Origin of the sequence: Lentibacillus daqui (genome assembly GCF_027186265.1) — a bacterium.
Classification (GTDB): Bacteria; Bacillota; Bacilli; order Bacillales; family Amphibacillaceae; genus Lentibacillus_C; species Lentibacillus_C daqui.
On the sequence record NZ_CP114176.1, the window covers coordinates 2,799,092 to 2,825,058 of the forward strand.

General features: G+C 39.7%; 20 protein-coding genes and 1 pseudogene. 6 read left to right on the forward strand and 15 right to left on the reverse strand.

The features are described from left to right. Window positions 1–229: 229 nt before the first annotated feature. The 3 genes from O2S85_RS14190 to O2S85_RS14200 all read right to left on the reverse strand — a co-directional run bounded on the left by O2S85_RS14190 (window position 230) and on the right by O2S85_RS14200 (window position 3,510). The gene (locus tag O2S85_RS14190; protein ID WP_269409953.1) at window positions 230–2,146 is read right to left on the reverse strand and encodes a BglG family transcription antiterminator; all 1,917 of its coding nucleotides are present in this window, start codon (window positions 2,144–2,146) and stop codon (window positions 230–232) included. A gap of 354 nt (window positions 2,147–2,500) precedes the next feature. Continuing rightward, entirely contained in the window at window positions 2,501–3,022 is a 522-nt protein-coding gene (locus O2S85_RS14195; RefSeq protein ID WP_269409954.1) for a hypothetical protein, read from the reverse strand. A gap of 167 nt (window positions 3,023–3,189) precedes the next feature. Continuing rightward, window positions 3,190–3,510: a hypothetical protein gene (locus O2S85_RS14200; protein WP_269409955.1), complete on the reverse strand. Its 321-nt coding sequence runs from the start codon at window positions 3,508–3,510 to the stop codon at window positions 3,190–3,192. Window positions 3,511–3,546: 36 nt separating this feature from the next. On the opposite strand from O2S85_RS14200, the pseudogene O2S85_RS14205 reads away from it, so the two are divergent. Continuing rightward, window positions 3,547–3,687 (forward strand): annotated as a pseudogene (locus O2S85_RS14205) (IS256 family transposase); the annotation flags it as partial. A gap of 488 nt (window positions 3,688–4,175) precedes the next feature. On the opposite strand, the gene O2S85_RS14210 reads toward O2S85_RS14205, so the two are convergent. From O2S85_RS14210 to O2S85_RS14220, 3 genes are read right to left on the reverse strand one after another with little or no spacing between them, the layout of a single operon-like run. After that, complete coding sequence (locus O2S85_RS14210; protein ID WP_269409956.1) at window positions 4,176–4,691, reverse strand: hypothetical protein; 516 nt, start codon at window positions 4,689–4,691, stop codon at window positions 4,176–4,178. Window positions 4,692–4,709: 18 nt separating this feature from the next. Beyond that, a complete protein-coding gene (locus tag O2S85_RS14215) occupies window positions 4,710–6,320 on the reverse strand; it encodes a T7SS effector LXG polymorphic toxin (RefSeq protein WP_269409957.1) in 1,611 nt (536 codons plus the stop codon). A gap of 21 nt (window positions 6,321–6,341) precedes the next feature. Continuing rightward, complete coding sequence (locus tag O2S85_RS14220; protein ID WP_269409958.1) at window positions 6,342–6,623, reverse strand: YwqI/YxiC family protein; 282 nt, start codon at window positions 6,621–6,623, stop codon at window positions 6,342–6,344. A 489-nt stretch (window positions 6,624–7,112) separates the two neighbouring features. On the opposite strand from O2S85_RS14220, the gene licT reads away from it, so the two are divergent. The 4 genes from licT (at window position 7,113) to O2S85_RS14240 (ending at window position 12,417) form a co-directional block, all read left to right on the forward strand. Next, entirely contained in the window at window positions 7,113–7,970 is an 858-nt protein-coding gene (gene licT / locus O2S85_RS14225) for a BglG family transcription antiterminator LicT (RefSeq protein ID WP_269409959.1), read from the forward strand. A gap of 172 nt (window positions 7,971–8,142) precedes the next feature. Further along, window positions 8,143–8,943, forward strand: coding sequence for a histidine phosphatase family protein (locus O2S85_RS14230; protein ID WP_269409960.1), 801 nt, complete (start codon window positions 8,143–8,145; stop codon window positions 8,941–8,943). 42 nt (window positions 8,944–8,985) lie between these two features. After that, complete coding sequence (locus O2S85_RS14235) at window positions 8,986–10,923, forward strand: beta-glucoside-specific PTS transporter subunit IIABC (RefSeq protein WP_269409961.1); 1,938 nt, start codon at window positions 8,986–8,988, stop codon at window positions 10,921–10,923. Between the two features lie 66 nt (window positions 10,924–10,989). Next, window positions 10,990–12,417, forward strand: coding sequence for a 6-phospho-beta-glucosidase (locus O2S85_RS14240; RefSeq protein WP_269409962.1), 1,428 nt, complete (start codon window positions 10,990–10,992; stop codon window positions 12,415–12,417). A gap of 32 nt (window positions 12,418–12,449) precedes the next feature. Here O2S85_RS14240 and O2S85_RS14245 read toward each other — a convergent pair whose 3' ends face one another. Further along, window positions 12,450–13,322: a Cof-type HAD-IIB family hydrolase gene (locus O2S85_RS14245; RefSeq protein ID WP_269409963.1), complete on the reverse strand. Its 873-nt coding sequence runs from the start codon at window positions 13,320–13,322 to the stop codon at window positions 12,450–12,452. Window positions 13,323–13,587: 265 nt separating this feature from the next. Here O2S85_RS14245 and O2S85_RS14250 point away from each other — a divergent pair, with 265 nt between their 5' ends. Beyond that, on the forward strand, window positions 13,588–15,030 hold the full coding sequence (locus O2S85_RS14250; protein WP_269409964.1) for a glycoside hydrolase family 1 protein: 1,443 nt from the start codon (window positions 13,588–13,590) through the stop codon (window positions 15,028–15,030). A 96-nt stretch (window positions 15,031–15,126) separates the two neighbouring features. Here O2S85_RS14250 and O2S85_RS14255 read toward each other — a convergent pair whose 3' ends face one another. From O2S85_RS14255 to O2S85_RS14290, 8 genes are all read right to left on the reverse strand, one after another. Beyond that, entirely contained in the window at window positions 15,127–16,515 is a 1,389-nt protein-coding gene (locus O2S85_RS14255; protein WP_269409965.1) for a PTS transporter subunit EIIC, read from the reverse strand. 36 nt (window positions 16,516–16,551) lie between these two features. Then, on the reverse strand, window positions 16,552–18,696 hold the full coding sequence (locus tag O2S85_RS14260; RefSeq protein WP_269409966.1) for a BglG family transcription antiterminator: 2,145 nt from the start codon (window positions 18,694–18,696) through the stop codon (window positions 16,552–16,554). 67 nt (window positions 18,697–18,763) lie between these two features. Beyond that, the gene (xylB, locus tag O2S85_RS14265) at window positions 18,764–20,254 is read right to left on the reverse strand and encodes a xylulokinase (RefSeq protein WP_269409967.1); all 1,491 of its coding nucleotides are present in this window, start codon (window positions 20,252–20,254) and stop codon (window positions 18,764–18,766) included. 233 nt (window positions 20,255–20,487) lie between these two features. Next, window positions 20,488–21,495: a zinc-dependent alcohol dehydrogenase family protein gene (locus O2S85_RS14270; protein WP_269409968.1), complete on the reverse strand. Its 1,008-nt coding sequence runs from the start codon at window positions 21,493–21,495 to the stop codon at window positions 20,488–20,490. 126 nt (window positions 21,496–21,621) lie between these two features. Next, entirely contained in the window at window positions 21,622–22,437 is an 816-nt protein-coding gene (locus tag O2S85_RS14275; RefSeq protein ID WP_269409969.1) for a carbohydrate ABC transporter permease, read from the reverse strand. Further along, a complete protein-coding gene (locus O2S85_RS14280) occupies window positions 22,434–23,336 on the reverse strand; it encodes a carbohydrate ABC transporter permease (protein ID WP_269409970.1) in 903 nt (300 codons plus the stop codon). Before O2S85_RS14280 ends, O2S85_RS14275 begins: the two co-directional genes overlap by 4 nt. 150 nt (window positions 23,337–23,486) lie before the next feature. Further along, window positions 23,487–24,884 carry an ABC transporter substrate-binding protein gene (locus tag O2S85_RS14285; RefSeq protein WP_269409971.1) on the reverse strand — a complete coding sequence of 466 codons (1,398 nt, stop codon included), beginning with the start codon at window positions 24,882–24,884 and terminating at the stop codon, window positions 23,487–23,489. Between the two features lie 310 nt (window positions 24,885–25,194). Next, window positions 25,195–25,938: an SDR family NAD(P)-dependent oxidoreductase gene (locus O2S85_RS14290; protein WP_269409972.1), complete on the reverse strand. Its 744-nt coding sequence runs from the start codon at window positions 25,936–25,938 to the stop codon at window positions 25,195–25,197. Between the last annotated feature and the right edge of the window lie 29 nt (window positions 25,939–25,967).

Genomic DNA, 25,967 nt, shown 5'->3' on the forward strand with positions numbered 1-25,967 from the left:
GTTCACTTACGCAACATTGATGTTTTTAAGTGATCTAACGGGATCTGTCATTTTTCGACACTACGAGAAAAATCGTTTCCCTGTTGTCTTCATTGTATTATGTAAGCGGATTCAAATACAGGGACATATTTTCCGTTAACAAAGGAAGTTCCTTACACCAAGTTGGAATCCTTCAACGTGAAAAACACCCAGGAGGCAGTCATTTCCCGGGTATTCTAGCAGTCTGATCTTACTTTATTATCATTTTTAATTGTTCATAAGTCTTACATTGCAAAATTTCTCTTACCGTATACCTATCATCTAATAGGTCCATTAACCAGCAATACATTGGTTTTAAATCATGTTTTATATCTTTGCTAATATTTAGTAGAACGATTAACTGTACAGGCTTGTCTCCCCATTGAATCGGCTTTTGAAGTGTTACAACTGACCAAAATGTATCTTCCGTTTGCGGGTCAATCAGGTGCGGAATAGCAACCATATTACCAAAACTAGTTGGAGAAAAGCTCTCCCGTTTAAGCACCGACTCTATATAGTTTCCATCAACTTTCCCATCGGATTCAAGTTCTTTACAGATAAAGTGCAAAACCTCTTCTTTCGTACAGAAGTCCTTTTGAAAATAAGTATATTTTTTCCGTAAATACTTATCTGATACAAACTCACCCTGATTCAATAACGTATTAATTTTATTTAAATCTGTTTCCCCAAGAATGGTACTTACGTGTATGACAGGAACAGGTAATTTTTCCTCAATTGGAATCGTGCTGATTATGAAATCGATGTCATGGAATGGCTGTTGCAGCAAATTATAGTATTCTGTGGATCCCATAATATTTAGATGATCTCCAAATTCATTCTGAAGCTTGTACATTAAAAGCTGCGCACTACCCAAGCCAGATGCACAGACGATTAAGCACCTTGGGGCATTTTTTGTATTCTTTTTTTGCCTTTCTTGTGCCGCTTCAATATGGAGGGCCAGGAAGCCGATCTCACTTTCATCAATCATGATATCCATCTTCTCTTGTACAACTTGTGCTCCAATTAATGCAGCATTGAAGGATAATGGGTATTTTGATTTTATCTCGTCTAACATTAGATTCCTAATGTTCATCTTGAATTTATACCGATTTATTGCTGGTTTTAAATGCAAACTCATCGCTAACAACAGTTCCTTATCATTAGTTAAATGAAACCCATATTCATCATCAATACGTTTTATCATTTCTGTAACTGTTTCTTGAATATCACGATCGATAACAGAATTAACTTCCATATGAAGAACAGATGAATTTGTAAGCTTCGTTCCTTGTAAATGAATCGCCAAGTATGCAACCTCGTGATTGGAAAATGAAATATAAAGTTTGTCATGAATAGCTTTTGCGATTTCCTTTGCAACTAAAAACTCTTTCTTCGTTTCTATCTCTTGCAAGTGATGATGAACCATCTGAACGGAGTTACTCTCCCGTATCCGCTTACAAGCAATGGCAATATGAGTAATTAAATTTTGCAAACTGATATCCGAAATAATAATATGGTGTTTTCTTAGATTAAATAAAACACTATCTTTAATAACTTCCAATTCTTCCTCAGTTAAAATTCCTAACCAGTCATCCATATTGTCTTTTAAGGTTGATTGTTGATTAAACAAATACTCCGAAATACAATACCTGATTTGTGTTTCATCCCCAATAACCTTAATACCGTGATAAGGTCTTTGGTCTAAAATTAAGTTATATTCCTTTAGGATATCGCGAATATGCCTTAACTCATGCTGTAATGTAGAACGGCTGATATACAGCTCATCAGCCAAATCTTCAATTTTACGATAATCCGAACTCATGAGCAGCTTTTCCATTAAATAGTTTACACGTTCTTGATGATTGGAAGGAATATCTTCCTGTTGATCATTGTCTTGGGACTGAATAAATTGATGAAACAGTTGCTCATTCTGAATAACAAGTTGATATCCTAATCCTCTTGCGGATGCTATATGTGCACCATATGATTCTAATAGCTCATTTAACATCTTTACATCATTACGTATCGTTTTAGAACTGACCTGCAACAAAGACGCAATTTCAGAACTAGTCGAGGGTCCTTGAGCCAATCTTAATTCTTCAAGTATCCTTTGTAAACGTGTATTCAAGTAATCACTTCCTAAGCGATAACAATGGTGTAACATATATACGTTATCCAAAGTAATTGTGTGGACAGCGCGGTACACTTATAATTGTATCATAATTTCCCGGGTAAAAAGTGGGGGTATTTATGGCAAAATATTAAAAAATGAAACTTTAGAACCGTGCCCTTTTTTTATTTTCTATCAAATTTGGTAATTTTTCCTAAGAAATCATGAATGAGTTTGGAAGCAGATCAAAAGCACCTATGTTGACTATTTACCGGCTGTTCGGCGCGGTCAAAACCTGTAGCCTTTGCGTGTGCTGTACCCGTAACAAAAGACGGTTATCTTAGGAATAACCGCCGTCAATTTATCCAAGTTTCAATTATTGAATTGTTCTCGAATAGATTTTATTTTACTTAATTCATAACTAAAATCTATGTCATCCTCAAAATATGAGGTGAGTCTACTAAAAAAATTTTCTGCACTATTTAATAAAGCATTTATAAACTCATGCATTGGTAGCGTTTCGCCCGTTATTTTTCCCTCATCTAGTGTAAATAATACTAAGTCCTTTGAAATGACTTTTATTTCAACCTTCACTGGTTGGTCCGGAAAATAAGTCACACCATAACCAGTATGTATAACATCTTCTACCAATTTAATAATATAGCTCCACAATTGGTCAACCAAATCCCAAAGACTACAATCCATTAACAGTTTGTTATAATATTCGATAATTATAGCACCGTTCAGATAATTGAAATCCAAATTTTTATCGTATTTTTTTATTTCCGTCTCACTATCAATGTTAATGAAATATTTAGCCGGGTTTCCCATAGCTTCTTTTAAATTTTTAATTTGGACATTTGGTTTATTTATAAACGTTTTTATATTAATCATAAATTCACCTACTTGGAATATAACTGTCCTACTCTTTCCCTATTTGAACCGACTACACTACTACATTTACAGTTCCGGATATTTGATATGAACTTGATGTGCCACGAATTTATCAAGGCTTTAATAATTTGTATACTCCATCTCACATAATTTTCTAGTCCATAATTCTATAATCCTTTCAAGTTCATTTGTTCAATGAGACACTCTTCATCTTCTTCCTCACTATAATTATCAATTATTTTTGTAATACCTTGTTTTATTTCCAATGTACAATTATTATCTGTACATTCCTCAAAGTCTGATTCACTGTTTAGGACTTTCCTTATTAATTTCAGCCAAGGTTCACTATTACTTTGAATATCACCTATTAGTAGAATTGCAACAGATGAAATGACATCTGGTACATCTACCCCTAATCCTTTACCGTGATGACGTAAAATAGTTTGTATAAAATATTTGAGACGAAAAAAGAGGTAGGGTATCCTCAAAATTGGACAACAAATAAAGAGAGGAGAAACCCTACCATGTCTCAAAGTATAACGGATCATGACTTTATAAATCAACTGGACAACCTTGTACGTGACTTTGTCAAAGAGCAGTTGGAGACCATCATGGAGGAAGAAAGAAAGCAGTTTTTCGAGGTCGAACACCCTGAATTGAAAAGTAGTTTATTCTTGTTATTCCCATTAACATTAGAGAACCCTAAAAGGCAACGTAGGCCAATCAAGGTTCTTTAATTAAGCATATCCTGCGTATCCTTTGGAAAATCCCCCCGAATGAAACGAGATATCACCTGTCACTACAACTTGCTCCGCGCCCTTATTATAGTGGTGTTAGGTACAATGCGAAATTATCCTATATTTCTTGCACCATTTAAGAATCGATTGGCGTTTATACTACTTTTTAGACGTCACTAAATAGTCTTACTCCCAATTATCAATTGCCTCTTGGAATGTATCGATTTATTGGATTATCAGACACCAGCTTCGATTTATTTTCATTAGATAGCCATTATCCCATCTTGAGCGATTATCTTTCCGAGCCAGGAAAAACCTAGTCAGTAAGATGGGATAAGGATAAAATAATAGACCCACCTTATTTTTATAAAATTGGTGTCTTGACAATAGGGTCCACTTTACAAGGCGGCACTGTTTTAGATTGATAATGCCTTTTCTAGTAACTCTTTGTCATTCGTTCCTACCCCATTTATTAAAATGCCGCAAAATTGATTATTTCCGTCCATACTAAATAGAATGGTATTATTTTTGATAAGTGATATTATTTCACTTTCCGAAAATGATATATATATATTATCTTTCCCTATGTAAACATTTAATTTCCCTTTTTCATCTATATAGGTTTCATTGGCATATTCATCCACCCAAAACACAGGGGTTCCCTCAGCCACTTCAACATGATTCGTAACTAAATGTTCATTATTCTCTGTTTTGAGCACGTTCTCGCTCAATGTTAAGGTAATGGAACGCAAAACCCCTGTATCGCTCCCAATACCAATTTCTATTAAAGATTTTTTAAAATCACCAGTTCTCCAATATAGCGTGGGCTCCTTTGAAATGTTCCAAGTACCAAATTCAATATTGATTGGTGTATATATATCAAATTCAATACTCTCATATGTTTTCTCTTTGTATTTTTTTACAGTTAGCATGAATAAAGATACCTCCCTTTAATTATTAGGTCTATACACGGCATGCTTTATAACTGGTTGCAATTTGTCGCCACGTGGCTTACTAAATATTAATTCCCAATCACCTACATTTATGAGTTCATCATATACTATACCGTTCTTATTGACTGTTTTTACAGAGTTTTGGAAACTAGACAATAATGTTTGACTATTTATTGGCATACCGTGTGTAGCTTCATCCTTTGTTATATATTCAACCATATGTTTAGTACCATTGGGATGCACCCAAAATTTATCACCATCTACAGTTAATTCAAATGACTTAGGTATTTTCGTACCCTTATACAATGGTTGGGTAATTTTTATATCGCCCCATACTGTCGCTTTTCCCAAGTTATTCAAATGTTTCTCCGTCCCCGGTAGATTTTCCGCCTTCCAAATCAACTGATCCTTCAAAAACTTCCCATCCACCACATTATAAGGTACCCTGGCTCCCCCGGCCAACTGATACTGTGGTGTATAAGGTAAAAATCTTGATAAGTCCGCGTCTTTCACAGATTTACTAGCCGCCGTTGCAGCTGTTTTCACACTAGCTTTAGTTGTTGTCACACTAGTCTTCGTCACCGTTCCAGCGCCCTTTGTACCAACCACTGAAACCGCTGCATTACCCAATGCATACGTAACCCAGTGCGAACGGCTTTGAGCATCCCCATTGATCATATCACGTTTATATGATTCTGCGATTGTTTGACCCAGGAGTTTGCCCGTAACCTTTGGGTGCTGAATCATATTCCTTAGCGCTGTTCCCGTCTTAACCGGATGCATAAATGTATTTCCTAAACCAACTAACGTATCTTTTCCAACATCAAAACTGCCAAGCACAGCACCTTTCCCTGTACTGACCGCTCCTTTGCCAAACGCCACGGCTCCGTCTTTTATTTTGGTCCATAAACTGGGGTCTTCTTCCTCTTTAACAGGCTCTCCATATACTTCCTTTAAAATAGTAGGAAGTGTCGTTAACTTCAAGGCTGACAGCGCATCAAATGATGTAATGGAATAATCAGAAGCAAAATTATGTGACATCTCATTTATGTATTGATTCAATAACTTCAGATCTTTTCCCACTTCACTTAATGATTTGGTTTGTTCATGATCCAGTTCATACAACTGTTCCAGGCTATTCTTTACTTTCCTTTTACCTTTTTGCATCATGGAATCAAATTCCTCCATGTCGAGCTTTGGCAAAGAGATAAGATCAGAAATACGATCCATGATTCCATTCGCTTCGTCAACTAATGCTGAAGTTACTTGCTCGGCCTTGTCCAATCCATTTAGAACATCATTATCCATAAAATCTTCACGTACAATCCCATTTTCATTAGATTCATAAGAATAAACAGCCTGTTGCAATTTTTCCAATGCCTGGCTGTAATGGGTTAACGATTGGTACAAAAAAATCAAAAAGGGTTCATGGATACCTTCATAAAAAGAACGGATAGAATCGCCCATTTTACCTTTTAAATGGTCTTCCAAGTCAATCATACCGCGAACGCCTTTTTGCATCTCCGTTATTTTACTTTGAATGTTTTCAATTTCCTGTAGCGTTGCGGTGACCCCTTCTTGCAAACTTGCCACATCTAATGTTTTCATTCCAACCCTCCTCGTACCGAACTATTTCAGAAAGCCGATGTAGTCCCCAAGTTGTTGGTCGGTTTCCATTAACGACGCAACAGAATTTTCGGTTGTATGGATGTGTTTCAGCATTAATAACTGATATGATTGTAGCAGTGTTGCGTACGTGTGATTTAATTCGTTCAGCTGGTCCAATAGATCCAGATGATTTCCCCCTTCTATCTCATCTGGAAAGGAAGATTGAAAGTTTTGGGCAGACCCTTTCAATGTAGTAATAGCTTGCTTGATTGGGTTGTGTTCAATTTTAATTTCTGTAGTCATCTAATTCCCGCCTTTCACTTAAACGAGGCTTAATCCTCATTTCAACTATCAATAACTTCCAAACTTTTGTCAATCCAACTAAACGCCCATATTAATCAAGTAATTCAATGACGCACCAAAGTCCTCCATCTTATTTCCAAAAACATCGACAAAATATCCATTTTTCCTCTTGCAATTGAAACCGCAATCATTTATAATAATCCAACTAAACGCCCATATTAATCAAGTAATTCAATGACGCACCAAAGTCCTCCATCTTATTTCCAAAAACATCGACAAAATATCCATTTTTCCTCTTGCAATTGAAACCGCAATCATTTATAATGAAGTTAATCAAAGGATTGTTACTGTCTGGCAGGCAAAACCTGGGTTAATCAAAGTTGGTTGTGGGACTATTTGTCTACAATTTTGATTAATCCAGGTTTTTTTAATTAGTAAGTAAATAGGTGCCAGAAGGATTTACAAATACTCTTTCAGGTGTGAATGCAAATGAAAATTACGAAGGTATTAAACAATAATGTAGTAATGTCCAGAGATGAATCGGATCAGGAAGTCGTTGTCATGGGCAGAGGTTTGGCGTTTCAAAAAAAGGTTAGAGACGTTATTGACACTGCCAAAATAGAGAAAACCTTTGTCCTGGAAAGTTCTGGTGTGGCTAAAAAGCTTGCTGAATTGATGAAAGATACACCTGAGATATATTTGGAGCTTTCCTACAAAATTCTTGAATTGGCCAAATCCCATCTAACATATAAATTAGATGACTATTTATATGTTGCATTAACCGACCACTTGAGTTTTGCGATTACAAGGCATAAAAACGGTATTGACTTAAAGAACCCGTTGCTATGGGAAATTCGCAGGTACTATAAACAAGAATTTCAAATCGCATTAAAAGCACTGGACATGGTAGAAGAAGATACAGGGGTCAGACTGGAAGAAGATGAAGCAGCTTCTATCGCACTACACCTGGTCAATAGTCAACTTTCTGGAGAAAATATGGATATGGCCATTAAAGTAACGGAATTGGTTAACAATATCCTGAATATCGTCAAATACTTTTTCAAGATAGAATTAGATGAGAACTCCATTAACTATGAGCGATTTCTAACGCATCTCCGGTTCTTTGCCATTCGCTTCATTCGCAAAGAAGAATCAAACGAGGCATATGACAATTTCCTGTATGAACAGGTCAAAAAGAAGTATGTGGCCGCATTTGAATGTACAGAAAGGATTGCAACCTACATTGCCAAGAACTATGATTGGAACATTTCCAACGATGAAAAGGTCTATTTAACATTGCATATCCATCGAATTACCAATCGGCATCAAATAGATCATTCATCTTAAAACGCTAAATGTTTGCGCGTATTATTAATAAGAAATGTTAGGTTAACTTTAGGATTGTTACTGATGAAGCAGGCAAAACCTAAGTTACTGACGGTTTAGAGGGATTATTCTCTTTATGCTGAACGTAACTTAGGTTTTTTTATGAAATTCATTAATTTTTGGAGGGGTTCAAATGAAAAAGTTATCTATTGTTTTTATATCCGTTCTTTTCCTGTTTGGATTGGCTGCATGTAATCAAGAGAAGGAAACCAATGCTAGCCAATCAGAAGAATCAAGTTCCGCCAAAGAACAAAATGCAGACAATACAGTTACGCTTTACTTGACCCGTCACGGTGAAACATTACTTAATAAAACGGACCGTGTACAAGGTTGGGCTGATGCGCCTCTAACAGATGAAGGTAAAAAAGTGGCAGAGTATTTGGGAAAAGGGCTAAAAGATGTACCATTTACAGCAGCATATAGTGGTGACAGTGGACGTCATATTAGCACAGCAAAAACAGTCTTGGATAATAGCGATCAATCAGATACAAAATTAGCGCAAGACGATCGATTACGTGAATGGTATTTTGGAAAATACGAAGGCGACTTAAACGAAACCATGTGGGATGATATTTCAAAAGCAAATGATGTACCGTTCGAAAAATTGATGTCGACAGTTAGTCTTGAGAAAATAGCCGATACCATTGCTGAACTGGATGAAACAGGAGAAGCAGAAAATTGGAAGCAAATAACCACAAGAACTCGCGAAGCACTGGATGACATCAGTAAAAAAGCGGCTGAAAACGGTGGTGGCAATGTACTGGTCGTATCGAGTGGTTTGTCGATAAATGCTTTACTTGAAAGTATTGATCCCGAATTCACAGGAGAACAGTTAGAAAATGCTAGTATAACCAAATTAACCTATAAAGATGGTGAATACAAAATAGAATCTTACAATGATATGGGTTATGTAGAAAAAGGTAAAGAAAATTGATTGCATTATAATAGACAATTAGAATAGAAAGCAGGGAGAATAATGAAGTACGAACAATTGGCCAAAGATATTATTAAAAATGTCGGTGGTAAAGAAAACGTTACTAGTGTCGTCCATTGTATTACCCGTCTTCGCTTTAAATTAAAAGATGAAAGTAAAGCGAATACAGACGTGTTAAAAAATATGGATGGTGTTGTGACAGTCATGAAAAGTGGTGGCCAATATCAAGTAGTTATCGGCAACCATGTGCCTGATGTGTATAAAGCAGTTGTAGAGGTTGGAGGTTTTAACGCCGAAGCGCCTGTTGATGCTGATGATAATGTTGAAAAAGGTAATCTATTTAACCGTTTTATTGATATGATTTCCGGTATCTTCACTCCGATACTTGGGGTATTGGCTGCCTCTGGTATGATTAAAGGTTTCAACGCTTTGTTTGTTGCGCTTGGATGGCTTAATGAAGAAGGTGGAACGTACCAAATTTTAAATGCAACAGGAGATGCGCTATTTTATTTCTTACCGATTATTTTAGGTTATAGTGCAATGAAAAAATTCGGTGGAACGCCTTTTATTGGTATGGTTATCGGGATGGCTTTGGTTTATCCAGCACTTGAAGGAATACCGGAAGCAGGAGAACCTTTGTATACATTGTTTGCGGGAACCATGTTTGAATCACCTGTCTATATTGAGTTCTTTGGTATCCCGGTTATTTTAATGACCTATTCCATGTCCGTTATACCAATCATTGTCTCAGCATTTTTTGCAGCCAAGCTTGAAAAATTCTTTGCGAAAGTTATTCCATCCGTTGTAAAAATGTTTTTAGTTCCGATGTTTACATTGCTGATTATTATCCCATTAACTTTTATTGTGATTGGTCCTATCGCAACTTGGGCAAGTCAGATACTAGGACAAGCAACGGTTTGGATCTATGATTTAAGTCCTGTTATCGCGGGGGCTTTCCTTGGTGGCTTTTGGTTGGTATTTGTTATGTTTGGGCTACATTGGGGACTCGTTCCGATTGCAATCAATAATTTTGCCGTTTCCGGGGTTGACCCAATTTTAGCATTGATATTTGTTCATTCATTTGCTTTAGCAGCAGCTGTTCTGGCTGTTTGGATTAAAACGAAAAATAAAAATACAAAAACACTTAGTGCACCAGCATTTATTTCTTCCATATTTGGTGTGACCGAACCCGCTTTATATGGTATCGCTTTGCCATTAAAAAGACCGTTTATTTTCACACTTGTTTCGTCAGCAATTGGTGGAGCAATACTAGGATTATTTGGTACAAAAGGCTATGTAATGGGTGGGCTTGGTATATTCCAATTCCCGAGTTTGATTCATCCGGAAGAAGGTTTAAATACAGCATTCATGGGTTCCATTGTGGCTGTTGTGGTTGGCGCAGTTCTAGCTTTTGTGTTGACTTATTTCTTTGGTGGTTTTAACAAAAAAGCAGACACAGCAGTAGCGGAAGAACCCTCTCAACCAGCAGAAGAACCTACTGTAGAAACTGTTGAAGAAAATGTAAAAAATGAAGATCTTTTCAGTCCATTAAATGGTGAAGTAATAGCATTGGAAGAAGTGAAAGATTCCGCATTTGCATCGGGTGCACTTGGAAAAGGGATTGCGATTGAACCTGCAGAAGGAAAATTACTTTCACCTGCATCTGGAACAGTCACAGCATTATTCCCTACGAACCATGCCATTGGAATTACAACCGATCTCGGAGCAGAAATTCTAATTCATATCGGCATGGACACGGTGCAACTGGATGGAAAGCACTTCACAGGTCATGTGGAACAAGGAGCAAAATTAGATAAAGGGCAACTCCTTATTGAATTTGACGTTGCACAAATTAAAGAAGCTGGCTTTCCGGTAACAACGCCGATCATTGTAACTAATTGGGATAAATATAAAGATATTGCTATAACTGAAAGTGAACAAATCTTAACTGGCGACCAGCTACTTTCATTGGAAGGATAATCGAAAATAACAGGAGGAAAGTGTTCCAGCCTTTCCTCTTTATCACAAGACGAAGGAGTTTTTATCATGTCAACATTTCCTAAAGGATTTTTATGGGGCGGTGCTTTAGCCGCCAATCAAGTAGAAGGTGCATATTTAGAGGATGGAAAAGGGTTAACGTCTGTTGATTTGATGCCAACAGGTGAAAAACGCTGGAATGTTATGAATGGAAACATCGATTCTTTAAAACCTGTCGAAGGTGAATTTTACCCATCACATAAGGCTATTGACTTTTATCATCATTATAAAGAAGATATCGCATTGTTTGCCGAGATGGGTTTTAAGGCATTACGAGTCTCCATTTCCTGGGCGCGTATTTTTCCAAATGGAGATGATGAAACGCCTAATGAAGCCGGCCTCCAGTTTTATGACGATTTGTTCGATGAATTACGTAAATATAACATCGAACCGGTCGTAACCATAGCGCACTTTGATGTTCCTGTACACTTAATTGAAGCATATGGCAGCTGGAGAAACCGCAAGCTTGTAGACTTCTTTGAAACCTATGCAAAAACGATTTTTAATCGCTATCAAGACAAAGTGAAATATTGGATGACTTTCAATGAAATCAACATGCTCTTGCATCTGCCATTTGTTGGTGCTGGCCTTGTCTTTAAAGAAGGCGAAAATGAAACACAAATCAAGTATCAGGCAGCACATCATCAGCTGGTTGCAAGTGCCCGTGCTGTCAAGGCATGCCATGAAATCATTCCTGATGCAAAAATCGGCTGTATGCTGGCAGCAGGTACCACTTATCCGTATACCGCCAATCCAGACGATGTTTATAAAGCAATGCAACAAGATCAGGAATCGTTCTTCTTCATTGATGTTCAATCCCGCGGAGAATACCCGGGTTATGCCAAGCGTTTCTTCAAGGACAACCATTTAACCATTGAAATGGAAGAAGGCGATGAAGAACTGTTGAAAAATCACACCGTCGATTATATTGGATTTAGCTATTATTCCAGCAAAACAACAAGTACGGATCCGGAAGTGTTGAAAGATCAAACAAGCGGCAATGTGTTTGGCTCGGTTACAAATCCGTATCTTGAAACATCCGATTGGGGCTGGACGATTGATCCAAAAGGCTTTCGTATTACGGCAAACCAGCTTTACGATCGCTATCAGAAACCATTATTTGTTGTGGAAAACGGTCTTGGCGCAATTGACGAGCCGAATGCTGATGGTACGATTGATGACGATTACCGGATTGATTATTTGCGAAAACATATTGCCGAAATGGGCGAGGCAATTGAGGATGGCGTGGATATCATCGGCTATACAAGCTGGGGCCCAATTGACATTGTTAGTGCCTCTACTGGTGAAATGAAAAAACGGTATGGCTATATTTATGTAGATCGGGATAATGAAGGAAACGGATCACTGAAACGTTCGAAAAAGAAAAGCTTTGATTGGTATAAACAGGTCATTGCGACAAATGGAGAAGTTCTCTAATCTAAAAGGGAAAGCCTCGATGGCTTTCCCTTTTAGATTTGGAGGTTATATTTCTTCAGCATCGCCTCAATAGCATAAGCTACCCCGTTTTCATTGTTTGTTTTTGTTGTATACTTACACCCTTCTTTTATTTCCCCTACTGCATTTCCCATCGCAACTCCATGTCCTGCTTGTTCAAGCATACTTCGATCATTTAAATTATCGCCCAATGCCATGACGTCTTTCATTTGGATGCCCAGACTATTTGCGAAGTCTTTGAGTGCAGTACCTTTTTGTGCATCCTTATGATTAAATTCAAGATTCATAGGACCAGAAGAAGTAATGGCCAATCCAGACTTATTTTCCAAACTTTTAATAGTGTTGCGCAATACCTTATCTTGAAGGGAGAAACCTAGAATTTTGTACACCTTCATGTTCTCATTTGAAAGAATCTCCTCGTAATTTTGGATAAATTGAACTTGCTCATCTTGAAACCGTTGTTCAACGTATTGCTGGATTTCTTCTTCAGTGATATCAGGATTAGCAGTTTTCATAATATTAATGATAACTTCCATGAATCGATGTCTGCCGTTTGAAAAAACACCGAAATTCGTAAAAAATTCAATATACATGACGGATGTTTGACAAACGGATATGATTTCCCGACAAGTAGACAAATCCATTGTTATCGTACGGATCAAATTTTTATTCAAATCATACGTGTTGGCCCCATTAAGGCAAATGATTGGACATGAAATTCCCGAAGCCTGAAGTGGTTTGCTGGCAGCGTTAAAGGATCTTCCGGTTGCTGCAACGAACTTGATCCCTCTTTCCCCAGCCTTTTTAATTGCCTTTAAATTTTCCCGACTGATTTCACCTATATCGTTTAAAAGTGTCCCATCTAAATCTGAAGCTATAAGTCTCATTTAAGTTACCTCATTTGCTGTATTATTTATCTCTACTATACCTTAAATAACTAATAAATGCTTCCGGCTGAACTTGGCCGGGGTGAGGGGTAAACGTTGAGATTATGTTATTATTAATATATAATAGACTTAAATCGAATAATTAGTTTTACAGGATTGTTACTGATAAAGCAGGCAAAACCTAAACAAGTATTGTACCTTCAATGAAAGGGTGCACACTTGTTTAGGTTTTTTTAGTTAAATTTTAAAACAGGAGGAAATAAACATGCCACAAACCGAAAAAAGATTCCCGGAAGGATTTTTATGGGGAGGAGCAACTGCAGCCAACCAGATAGAAGGCGGATTTCACGAAGGAAACAAAGGATTAAATATTGCTGATGTTTTACCAGGTGGAAAAGAACGTCTTTCCATATTGCAATCCTCCGGCTTTGATTTTGACATTCATGAGGATAAATATAGCTATCCAAACCATGAAGCAATTGACTTTCACCACCGATACAAAGAAGATATTGCACTGTTTGCGGAAATGGGCTTTAAGGCATACCGCATGTCAATTGCCTGGACACGAATTTTCCCAAACGGAGACGAGCTGGAACCAAACGAAGAAGGACTGGCTTTCTATGATCGTGTTTTTGATGAACTGCACAAATATGGAATTGAACCAGTTGTAACGATTTCCCATTATGAAATGCCGGTAAATCTTGTCAAGGAATATGGCGGCTGGCGAAATCGAGACGTTGTTACGTTCTTTGAAAGATACGTGAATGTGATTTTTAATCGTTATAAAAATAAGGTCAAATATTGGATGACATTTAATGAGATCAATAGTGGATTAATGATGCCTATTATGGGACTTGGCTTTTCCATCCAAAACGAGGAAGATCGTTATCAACCAACGTTTCAGGCGTTTCATCACCAATTTGTTGCCAGTAGCATCGCTGTCAAAGCCTGTCATGAGATTATCCCAGATTCAAAAATCGGTTGTATGATCATATATGCACCTGTTTACGCATATGATTCGAATCCTGAAAACGTGATGTATGCACTGCAAGAAGAGAATCTTTTCAATTACTTCTGTGCCGATGTTCAAGTGCGCGGGGAATATCCAGCCTTTATCAACCGATATTTCAAGGAACATGGCATTAAACTGGATATTCATGAAGGAGATTTGGAGTTAATTAAAGAGCATACAGTAGACTATATTGCCTTTAGTTACTACATGTCACGAACGGAGAAAAAAGAAAAGGACGAACAGGAAAAGACGAAAGGAAATATCATGAGTGGGGTTAAAAATCCATTCCTGAAAGCCAGTGATTGGGGCTGGGAGATTGACCCAATCGGTTTAAGAATTTCCTTGAATAAGTTATATGGCAGATATGAAGTACCCTTGTTTGTTGTTGAAAACGGGCTGGGCGCATATGACAAAGTAGAAGCAGACGGGTCAATCAATGATGATTATCGAATTGATTATCTGCGTGAACATATCAAGGCAATGCGTGAAGCAATAGAAGATGGCGTTGAACTGATGGGTTACACAAGCTGGGGATGCATTGATTTGGTTAGTGCTTCAACGGGTGAAATGTCCAAACGCTATGGCTTCATCTACGTAGACAAGGATGATAAAGGAAACGGAACATTGGAAAGAAGCCGTAAAAAATCCTTCTACTGGTATAAAGACGTTATTGCAACTAATGGTCAAAAGCTATAATCAGAACAACCCCCGGTTTGAGTAAGTTATCAAATTGGGGGTTTTTATATGAGCAATTGCTAACAACCCGTATCCAAAGGGCCCGCGTTTTCAAACTCAAATAAGCTCCCGAACCAACTGATCATAAACCTTCATATCCGTAAATGATTGAAGGGGATAATAGGTTTTATTTGGTACCACGCGTTTAATTGTTGGCAGCAGACGTTCATGACAGACGATCAGATCGGCATCCTCGGGAATATCGTTAATTGATGCATTCTCAACTGTGATTGGCAAATTGGCCTGTTGCAGTTTTTTCCGCAGCATGGCTCCTCCCATCGCACTGGAGCCTATTCCTGCCTCACATACAAAATAAATAGAATGAATGGCGGCTCCCTTCAAGGTCTTCTCGTCCGCTGCATTCATCACCTTTTCCCCGGAATTATCGGCCATATCCTCATTCTCTTGAGGCAGCCTGCCACTTTCTGTTAATCTATAAAATATATTGATCGTCTCTTTCGTATCATTCACTGTTGGCGATTCCGATACTTGACGCAATAAACATATACTTACCAAGAAGGATGCCAGCCCGGATAAAAGGATGCCTAGCAGAACAAACAGCATATCTGCTTTTGGCGCTAATCCGACCAGAAGTAAAGCACTACCAGGGGAAGGAATGGCCACTAGACCAACATGAAATAGCTGAAAACTATACACCCCGACCATCCCACCTAAAATGACAGCAATGATTAGCCTTGGCTTCTTAAGTACATATGGAAAATAAACTTCATGTATTCCACCAAAAAAATGGACCAAGGTAGCCAGTTTCGCACCCTTTCTTTGTTCTCCCTTTGTTTTCAGCCAATAAGCAAGCAGGATCCCCAAGCCCGGACCTGGATTTGATTCGATTAAGAAAAATAGTGATTTGCCTAATTCGTTGACCTGATGGATTCCCAAGGGAGCCAAGATTCCGAAATTTACAACGTTATTAAAAAACAATACCTTAGCTGGCTCCACGAATACAGCCACAATCGGCAGCCAGCTGGAACTGACAATGGATTCCAGAAATTGAAGCGTTAGTTCTATCCCGGTAGAGAATATCTTTCCTATGTACAAATAACAAACCAATGTGAATAAAAATGCAATAAAAGCAGTCAATATATTTCCAATTAGGAGTTCATACCCGGCTCCCGGCAATTTTTTGATAATGTATTGGTCAATTTTCTTGATTACCCACCCTGAAACCGGTCCAATAATCATTGCGCCAAGTATGGCCGGCACTGTACTGGAAAGCGTCAATCCAAATATAGCTACGGCCGCTGTAGCTCCCCCTTTTTGCCCGCCAATTAATCTTCCACCGGTAAATCCTATCAGTACAGGCAAAATGGTATGGTATACCGGGTTAACTAATTGTATAATCGTTTCGTTGTACCACCAGCCATAATCGCCGAAAATCACACGTATAAAACCGACAGCAACGATGATGATGATATTTTGATACACCATCGCACTAAAAAGTTGGGCGAATCTCCTCATTTTGCATCATAACCCCTTTGCCACGGAAGTTATTCTCTGTTCAAACGCCCCCGTTAACACCCTTTCAAATAAGCGATGCACCCCATGTACATCCTCATTTATGATTCCGTTTAGAAAATCTTCCTCAATAAACGATGCCGGAATTTCACTGATCATTTTCATATGTTCTTCAGGAGCATCTGCCGGAACAACCAACAGAAGGATCACTTGCACATGTTGTTTGCTCCCATCATCATTATACCATGGTACAGGTTTTTCAGTACGAAATACTGCTGCAAGCGGAGCCATCACCCCTTTTGATTTGGTATGCAGCATCGCCAGACCATCCAATATGAAACCACCCTGCTGCTCTCTTTCTTTTATATCGGCAATAAGTATATCCAAATTGGCAACAGCTCCAGCATTTTCCATGTGAATCAGGAGACTGGATATCCGGTCAGAACCGACTTTCACATGTTCATATACACGGAAATTCCTTAATATATGCATCATGCCTTCCCCATATGTTGCAAGGGATAGTAGAGAAGCAGATTCATATTCTTTTTTATCATCCACATTTGCTGCCGGTGCCGGGGTTTTTTTCTCCGTATGAATGGTACTGACCAATGAATTCCTAATTCTGTTAAGGTCTTCTTTTTTTAGAAAAGGGCTTACGACCACCACATCCATAGCACTTGCAACAGGCAAGTTAACCGTGGAAATAATAATATCCGCATTACGGTCATCCTGTAACCACTCTGCAAGTTCATTCATAGAGATGACCGCTTCCACTTGCAAATTTGGAATTTCGGAACGGATTTTCGTAGCTAGATACATAGATGTTCCAAGCCCGCTCGCGCAAACAACTACCGCCTTGTATTGCTCCTTCGCATAACTTTCAATCCGCAGTATCGAGGCGCCGACATGCATGGTCAAGTAACCGACTTCATCTTCTGGTATAGAATAACCTATTTTTTCTGTCAGCATCGCACAGGCATTTTCGCAGGCAGCAAAGACATCCGGATAATTTTCCTTTATCTTGTCCAGCATCGGGTTGTGTATTTGCAAATGATATTTCAGCCGGTTAAGTACCGGTACAAAATGGGAGACCAAACCGTCGAACAGCAGTTTATCCCCTTCAAAAGATGTACCGAGATCATATTCGATGGAACGAATGAAGCTTTGCGTCAACTCAATCCACATAAATTCTTCACTGCTGCCATCTTTTTCGTTCATTTCCGTAGACACCTTTGCACCCGCCAAATGCAGTGAAATATACTTTATTTCAATCTCGGGGAATGTCAGCGAAAATACTTGCTCCAAACGATTGACAATTTTTTCGGCCAGTAAAAGCGTCTCTGATTCAATAGGCTCCCATTGGCTTAAGTTGGTGTACTCGATTACCTTTCCACTTTGGATCCTTTCCATTGATAATACGATATGAATGATCAGATTCACATAATTTCTATCCGTTAAAACAACATTTGATTGCTCATCCAATACCTCACTTAATACATGATCCACATCGATGATTTTGTCGGTTTGAACAAACTTCAGCAATCTATTGCGAATGACCGAGCCCAACTTTCCGTACAAAATTTTATCTCCTGCTGGCTCCTGGAAAAACTCCAGCCAGTCTTCAAAAGTAATGTCCTTATGCAGCAGGCGTGACAGCAAAGTCCTACGCTGCTGCTCTGTGCCATCAATGTAAACGCCAATTCCCGGTGCACGTTCGACCTTCATACCGATCTCCTCAAAAGCTGCACTGACCTTATCCAGATCATAAGCAATGGTCGCTGCAGAAACACCGAATTTGGCACTGAAATACCCCGTTTTCAATGGTCCGTTCGACAATAAAAGATCATAGGCAATGCCTTCCTGGCGCTCTTCCGGAGAGTATGTGGCCATTACTTGTGCGTCCTGCAGGTGGGCTTTCAGTCTCTGGATATTTGCTTCAGACCCCTGCAACTGAAGGCCGGAACCAATTTTTTTGGCTATTTTAACATGATAACGGTTTAAAATAGGTGCAAGTGATTTGACCTCCCTTTGAATGGTCCGCACACTCAACTTGAAGTATTCAGAAAGAGATTTATAGGTAATTAGTTTATTTTCATTCATGAAAGCCCGTAATATTTCTTTTTGCCGCGAATTCAAAAATATAGACTGTTCCACACCTTTCATCCTCTCTGTCTCAAATGAAACCGCCTACTGAAGCTATTCTATTCATTATATCATCTCTTTAGGAATGAAATAGGGGTTTGACATGATCATATATCTTTTTATACATATGATAACCAGTATCGTACTGTTTAGCATTTTCATGAATCATGGCGGTCTCATTGCCGGTGTCAAAAAATGCCGGGAATGCCTTCGCGTTCTCCCAGACACCTGTGCCAAGACCCGCCAATAAAGACGCGCCAAATGCCGGACCTTCCCTGCCATCAAAAAAGGTTAGCCCCCGTCCCAAAACATCCGTCAAAATCTGCCGCCATGCCGGACTTTTGCTTGCACCGCCAGTTACATATAAATCATTAATGGATACATTGCAGCGCTTAATCAATTCATAACAATCACGCAGGCTGTACGATACACCTTCCAAAACAGCTCTCGTGAAATGGTCGCGAGTATGCTGATAATGGATACCGAAGAAAACCCCTCTGGCATCGGGATCATTATGCGGTGTGCGCTCACCATTCAGATAAGGAAGATAATACAATCCCCCTGCCCCTGCTGGAATGTCGTCTATTCCTGCAAGAAATGCGTCATACGATTCTTCTGAAAACGTGTGCTTAAACCAGTTTAACGACATCCCCGCCGATAATGTTACACCCATCGCGTGCCAGGTATCCGGCAAACAATGACAAAACTGATGTAATGTAGCCAGCTGCTCGTCATCGTGGACGATTGGGAGTTGTTTTAGTGGAGCAAAAACAGTGCCTGATGTTCCCACACTGACAATACCCGATCCCTCTTCATATATGCCATTGCCAAGGGCTGCCGCTGCATTATCACCGGCACCGGCAACAATTTCTGTACCAACCGCTAATTCCGTAACCGTGGCTGCATGCTGTGACACATTCCCCACAATCGTCTGACTTTCATGAACTTCCGGCAGCCAGGCTAATGGAATACCCAGCGCCTCCACCATTTCTCTGGACCACATTCGCTTTTTTGTATCAAGCAGTGCCGTACCACTTGCGTCTGAAACATCACAGGAAAAAACCCCACTCAATTTAAAAACGATATAATCCTTTGGCAACATCACATGCCGAATGCGCGCAAACCGTTCCGGCTCATGCTTTCTGACCCATAGTAGTTTTGGTGCTGTAAACCCTGGAAGTACGGCGTTGCGAGTGATCCCCAACACGCTGCTCTTGCCTACAATTTGTTCTATTTCCGTACATTCTTTATGCGTTCTGACATCGTTCCATAATATGGCATTCCCCAGTTCCTCCTTATTTTCATCCAGTAAAACCAGACTGTGCATCTGTCCCGATACACCAATTCCCCGTATCTGATCCGGTTTGATTCCTTTGTCCCAAATCTGCTTTAGTGATTTCTGTACGGCATGCCACCATTGTAGTGGATCCTGTTCCGCCCAGCCGGCTTTTGGAACGTAGAAATCATAGGAATAGCTTCCTACTGCGACCGTATGACCATTTGTATCCACTACAAGTATTTTCGTTCCCTGTGTGCCGATATCGATTCCCATTAACAATTCTTTATCCATCTGATAACCCCTTTATCAACAAAGAGGAAAAGCCATGTATGGTGACTTTTCCCTTTTTTGCGTGTTTATTTTTGTCTTATAATTCGTGTTCAAAAAGGAGGATAAAAAGGACCAAGAAGTTCTAGGCGGCGTAGCTTTGAGCACCGGAGTGTACGTAAAGGTACATGAGGAGCGGAAAAGCAAGCCAACGAAGAAATTCGAAGCGTCATTTTTACCGGACTTTTTGAACATCCTTACAACTTGATTTGCACTTTTAAATCATCAGGATTCCTTGGCCCTTTCAGAAAGTCAATCGTCTCCTCAAGCGATATTTCTTTCGAGATGATATGTTCAAGGTCAATCCGGCCGTTCTTCACCCACTCAAATGCTGGCAGGAATGTGTGGTTAATGGCCATCGTGCCAAGTATTGTCCAGTCATTGTTATACAATTTGAATGTATCTACCGGTACAGCAGCTTCTTTCGGTGTCACTCCGAACTGCAGGTATGTTGCCGTTTTTCCCATGTATTGAAATGCCTGTTCAATCACTTTTGGAATACCGGTAGCGTCAATCACCACGTCAAATCCATGCGGGTAATCTTTCTTGTTCAATTCTTTTTCGATATTTTCACTTAACACCCCTTTGGTAGCGCCCCATTCAAGTGCCATATCGAGCTTATCCTGCGAGATATCCACGACAACAAGTTCAGATGCTCCGGCCATTTTCACGGATTGAATCAGCTGCTGCCCCATCGCGCCGGCACCAAATAGTATCACCCTTTTGCCAACCTGCAGATTGAGTCGATTCATTCCATGGACGACACAGGCCATTGGTTCGATAAAAGCCGCTTCGGCAAATGACATGGAATCGGGGATTTTTACAACGTTTTTACTTGGGACTTTGACATACTCCGCCATGCTGCCATCCACTGTATTACCGATCGCTCCCCAATTTTCACATTGGTTGCCGCGATTGGTCAGACAAAATTCGCAATGCCCGCAAAAAAGCGATGGATCAGCCGTGACTCTTTCCCCCTCTTCATACCCCTGTACGTTTTCGCCAATTTCATACACGGTGCCAGAAAATTCATGTCCCGGTATGATCGGATATGGTGAGAGGAATTCTCCTTGGAAAATATGAATATCCGTCCCGCATATGCCGATATTTTCTACCTTGATGGTTACTTCATCGGCTCCCGGCTTCGGGTAAGGAACCTCTTTCACAGATGCTGTATATGGTTTCTCAATAACTAAAGCTTTCATATATTATTCATTCCTTTCCATTTGAATTTGTTGATTACTATACAATAATAGCCTTTTCTCAGACACTGCATGATGTGTTGAATGAAGTATTCGTCCTGTATATTTCATATTTATTCATGCGATGATTTATCCTTTTACCGCTCCCATCGTCAAACCTCTAACCAGTTGTTTCTGTGTAAACCAGCCCAAAATGATAACTGGGAAAATGGAGATAGACGCAGCTGCTGACATTTTTGCCCAGAATAATCCTTCCTGTGTCATATAGGACGCCATATATACTGGCAGTGTCGCAGCATTGGTGTAACTCAAACTGACGGCGAAAAAGAATTCATTCCAGGCAAACACCATCGATAATAGTGCGGTCGATACCAGCCCTGGTCTGACAAGCGGCAAAACCACTTTAAAGAAAGATTGCAACCCGGATGCACCATCGACCTGTGTAGCTTCGATAATCTCATAGGATACATCGTTGAAAAATGACCGCATCATCCAAACAATCAAAGGTATATTCATACCGGCGTAAAGCAATATTAAGGCAGGCAAGGAATCTAATAGATTTACATTTTTGAACAATAGATACAGTGGGATAATGATCCCCGCAACAGGCAGGAACCTGGTAGAAATCATCCAGAATAAAATATCATTTTTCCGCTTTACCTTTAATAATGCCAGGGCATATGCTGCGGGAACTCCAAGCAAAAGCGCGATTACTGTGGACACCACCGTAACAACAACAGAGTTAGCAAAGAACCCGCCTATTCCCGCCTGCCAGACAATTTCAAAATTCTCTAGTGACGGCTTGAAAAAGAGGGAAGGCGGAATGTTGATGGCTTCACTTTCCGATTTGAATCCCGTAATGAAAATCCATAGAATTGGGAAAAAGAACAAAATGGCAATCACATAGGTAAGCAGTGTCAGTCCGCCTGATGCAATTCTTTTCATGACTGTTCCTCCCTGAACATACGACTTAATAATTTAAACATGAACATCATCATAATGATCGTTAATATAACCGTCAGCACACCTACTGCCGATGCCTCCCCGATATCCCAGTTCTGGAACCCGATACGATAAACCAAAAATGATAGATTGGTAGAAGCATAACCCGGACCACCAGCGGTTGTGACGTAGATCTCGCCAAACACCTGCAGGATGAACATCAGCCCCAGCAATAACACGACCTCAATATATCGGAATAAATGCGGGATGGTAACATGGATGAACTGGCCGATTTTATTCGCCCCATCCAGTTGTGCTGCTTCGATCAGTTCATCCGGCAGTGACTGCAAACCTGCCAATAGAATCAACATGAAAAACGGCGTCCACATCCACGATACGATTAGTATGATTGAAAAAAGCGGATGTGCAGACAACCAATCAATCGGTGCCTTTCCAAATACATGGGCAAAATAAGACGACATACCGAAATTGGGATTGTACATCAATGTTTTCCATACAATCGCCGATACAGTCGGCATCACAAAAAAAGGTGTAATGAATATTGTACGAACGATGCCTTTTCCCCAAAAATGGCGATTCATCAGTAGCGCAAATGCAAATCCCAATAGGAAGCATATGATTAAAACAGCCACCGTAAGCGCAACCGTATTCCCAAATACCTGATAAAAGGAAGATGAGGTCAGGATCTTTTTGAAATTCGCCAGCCCATTAAATACAATACCTTTGTCCGGACGCATTAAATTCCAATCTTGAAAACTAAAATAAATCGTGATCAAAAAAGGAATCTGCGTCATGATAATCAGGTAAATGGCACTTGGCAATATTAACCTTTTCACAGGAGGCTGGTTGGAAGCTCTTCTCTTTTTTTCAGTTGTTTGCATACTCATCCCCCCTTGTTTTTATTTTGAAATTTAGTTTCTTGCCTTTGACCAATTGTTGTACTACAAACCTGGAGGAATAGAGGAAGATGTCCATCCTCCTCTATTCTCTCTGTAAACCTAGTAAGATAATTTGACGAATCCTACAGTCAGCTATTTTTTATATCCTCCCTCTTCAGCTGCATCTTCTGCCAACTTTTGGGCTTCCTTCATGGCTTGATCTACTGATTTATCTCCGGAAATCGCCGCTGCAATCTGTTGGCTGACCTCTGTTCCAAGTGACTGGAACTCCGGAATGGCAACATACTGTGCACCGACATATGGAACAGGATCCACGGCAGGGTTATCATAATCTACACTTTGAATACTTTCCAGAACCATATCCGCAAAAGGTGCTGCCTCTCTGTATTCCGGGTTTTCATAGGTTGAGATTCTCGTCCCGGATGGTGCAACAACCCAGCCTTTTTCCTTGCCCACAAGTTCTACATATTCCTTACTTGTAGACCATTTAATGAATTCGAACGCTGCATCTTTATTTTTACTCGCTGATTCAATTGCTAGTGACCAGGCATACAGTCCGCCAGTATTTTCTTCCTTCACCTGTGTCGGTGCAAAAGCATAACCAATCTTTCCAGCTACGGAAGAGTCATCCGGATTGTTCAATGTTCCAGCAGCAACTGTTGCGTCATACCACATTGCAGCTTTACCGGTAGACATGATGGTCAATGCTTCCGTAAATCCGGTACTCGTTGCCCCGGGCTGACCGGCATCTTTTAACAAATCAACATAGAAATTCACCGCATTTTTGGTTTCCTTGCTATCAAGATTTGCATTCCAATCCTTGTCATAATACGACCCGCCAAAGGAATTGATTACCGTCGTCAACGGTGCCATCATTTCTCCCCATCCCGGCAGCCCACGCAAGACGATTCCAGGTGTACCAGTCTTTTCTTTGATCTCGCGTGCCATATCGCCAACTTCTTCCCAGGTCGGATGCTTAGGCATTTTCAGACCAGCTTCTTTGAAAATCTCTTTGTTGTAATAAAACATCGTGCTTTCCCCATAAAAGGGCAGTGCATACAGACTATCATCATAAGTAAGCGCCTCTCTCATTGTCGGAAAGATATCTTCCAGGTCATATGCTTTTTTGTCATCTTCACTCATTTCATCCAGTCTTGGGCTGATTGGTTCAATCCACTCATTCTTGGCCCAGATTGGTGTATCATAGGTACTGATGGTCACGATATCAAACGCGCCTGCTCCAAGACCGACATCCTCTGTTACTTTTTTACGAAGATCGTTCTCCGGCAAAACAACAAATTCAACTTTGATTCCTTTGTCTTTTTCGAAATGCTTTTTCGTCAGATCCTGCATAATTTTCATATCCGGGTTATTGACGGTAGCAATTTTTAAAACCTTACTATCCTTGTTACCCCCTTCTTTTTCACCCTCCCCGGCAACGCTATCACCGGGAGAGGTGGAACTACATCCGGCAATGATGATTATAAGCGCTATTAAAACAACGAATAACAGGCCAAACCTTTTCTTCATGCAAACTCCCCTTGTTTTTTTGTACTTTCTTTATATTAAGTATAGCAAAAGATTTGGGCTGTAAATAAGGAAAGATGTCACAGGATTGTCACAACTATTACGTGACAAAATTGAGAAGGCTTTGGGGTCTGGGCAACTTTGAAAGTGAATAGGTAATTGGGCTGTAACTTGGATGTAAACTTTTCTAAATGGGGCCCTTTTCTATAGATTATCGTAAGAAAGAAAAGTATAGTTATTAAACCTGAGAATGAACAAGCCCATTTCTAAAATAATTGCTTTTTAGAAATGGGCCGTTATGATCTCTTTTTAATTATTGGGCAGTATAGCCACCATCAACAAGTAAGGTTGTGCCATTAACAAAACTTGCATCATCACTTGCCAAAAACAGGACAGCTTTTGCTATTTCTTCCGGCTTTCCAAGTCTGCCCTGTGGGTGAAGGGAAGCGAGGTATTCTTTTTGCTCCGAATCTGCTTCTTTTAATAAGGGGGTATCTATATAACCCGGGCATACTGCGTTCACACGAATTCCTTCTTTTGCATAAGCGGTACATAAGTTTTGGGTTAATAACTTCACGCCACCTTTTGCAGAGGAATAGGCTGTTGGATTTGGCAGTGCTACGAAGCTGTGAATCGAACCAGCGTTAACAATGACACCACCATTTCCTTGTTTTAAAAACTGATCGATTGCATATTTATCAGAAAGAAATACGCCAGACAAATTAATATCAATGGTTCTCTTCCATTTTTCATAAGATAATTCATGTGCCGGAGCCTCATCAGCAATTCCGGCATTTGCATACATAATATCAAGTTTACCGTATTTATTCACGGTTTCTTTGATCAGTTGTTTGATGTCCTCTTCTTTTGTTACGTCTGTTTTAACAAATAACGTATCGTGTCCACTGTTATTCAATTCCTCCGATACATCTTTACCGCGTTCAGATAAATCGGCAATAACGACACTTGCTCCTTCCTCCGTAAACAAGCGCACAGTCGCCTCGCCAATTCCACTCGCTCCACCTGTTACAATCGCTACTTTATCTTTTAATTTCATCTTAAACCCTCCATTATAAACTTGCTTCG

Bases quoted from the DNA above. Each gene is read 5' to 3' on its own strand.
- O2S85_RS14195 (WP_269409954.1), bottom strand. From the start codon at position 3,022: ATGATTAATATAAAAACGTTTATAAATAAACCAAATGTCCAAATTAAA.
- O2S85_RS14210 (WP_269409956.1), bottom strand. From the start codon at position 4,691: ATGCTAACTGTAAAAAAATACAAAGAGAAAACATATGAGAGTATTGAA.
- O2S85_RS14215 (WP_269409957.1), bottom strand. From the start codon at position 6,320: ATGAAAACATTAGATGTGGCAAGTTTGCAAGAAGGGGTCACCGCAACG.
- O2S85_RS14220 (WP_269409958.1), bottom strand. From the start codon at position 6,623: ATGACTACAGAAATTAAAATTGAACACAACCCAATCAAGCAAGCTATT.
- licT (WP_269409959.1), top strand. From the start codon at position 7,113: ATGAAAATTACGAAGGTATTAAACAATAATGTAGTAATGTCCAGAGAT.
- O2S85_RS14230 (WP_269409960.1), top strand. From the start codon at position 8,143: ATGAAAAAGTTATCTATTGTTTTTATATCCGTTCTTTTCCTGTTTGGA.
- O2S85_RS14235 (WP_269409961.1), top strand. From the start codon at position 8,986: ATGAAGTACGAACAATTGGCCAAAGATATTATTAAAAATGTCGGTGGT.
- O2S85_RS14240 (WP_269409962.1), top strand. From the start codon at position 10,990: ATGTCAACATTTCCTAAAGGATTTTTATGGGGCGGTGCTTTAGCCGCC.
- O2S85_RS14245 (WP_269409963.1), bottom strand. From the start codon at position 13,322: ATGAGACTTATAGCTTCAGATTTAGATGGGACACTTTTAAACGATATA.
- O2S85_RS14250 (WP_269409964.1), top strand. From the start codon at position 13,588: ATGCCACAAACCGAAAAAAGATTCCCGGAAGGATTTTTATGGGGAGGA.
- O2S85_RS14255 (WP_269409965.1), bottom strand. From the start codon at position 16,515: ATGGTGTATCAAAATATCATCATCATCGTTGCTGTCGGTTTTATACGT.
- xylB (WP_269409967.1), bottom strand. From the start codon at position 20,254: ATGGATAAAGAATTGTTAATGGGAATCGATATCGGCACACAGGGAACG.
- O2S85_RS14270 (WP_269409968.1), bottom strand. From the start codon at position 21,495: ATGAAAGCTTTAGTTATTGAGAAACCATATACAGCATCTGTGAAAGAG.
- O2S85_RS14275 (WP_269409969.1), bottom strand. From the start codon at position 22,437: ATGAAAAGAATTGCATCAGGCGGACTGACACTGCTTACCTATGTGATT.
- O2S85_RS14280 (WP_269409970.1), bottom strand. From the start codon at position 23,336: ATGCAAACAACTGAAAAAAAGAGAAGAGCTTCCAACCAGCCTCCTGTG.
- O2S85_RS14285 (WP_269409971.1), bottom strand. From the start codon at position 24,884: ATGAAGAAAAGGTTTGGCCTGTTATTCGTTGTTTTAATAGCGCTTATA.
- O2S85_RS14290 (WP_269409972.1), bottom strand. From the start codon at position 25,938: ATGAAATTAAAAGATAAAGTAGCGATTGTAACAGGTGGAGCGAGTGGA.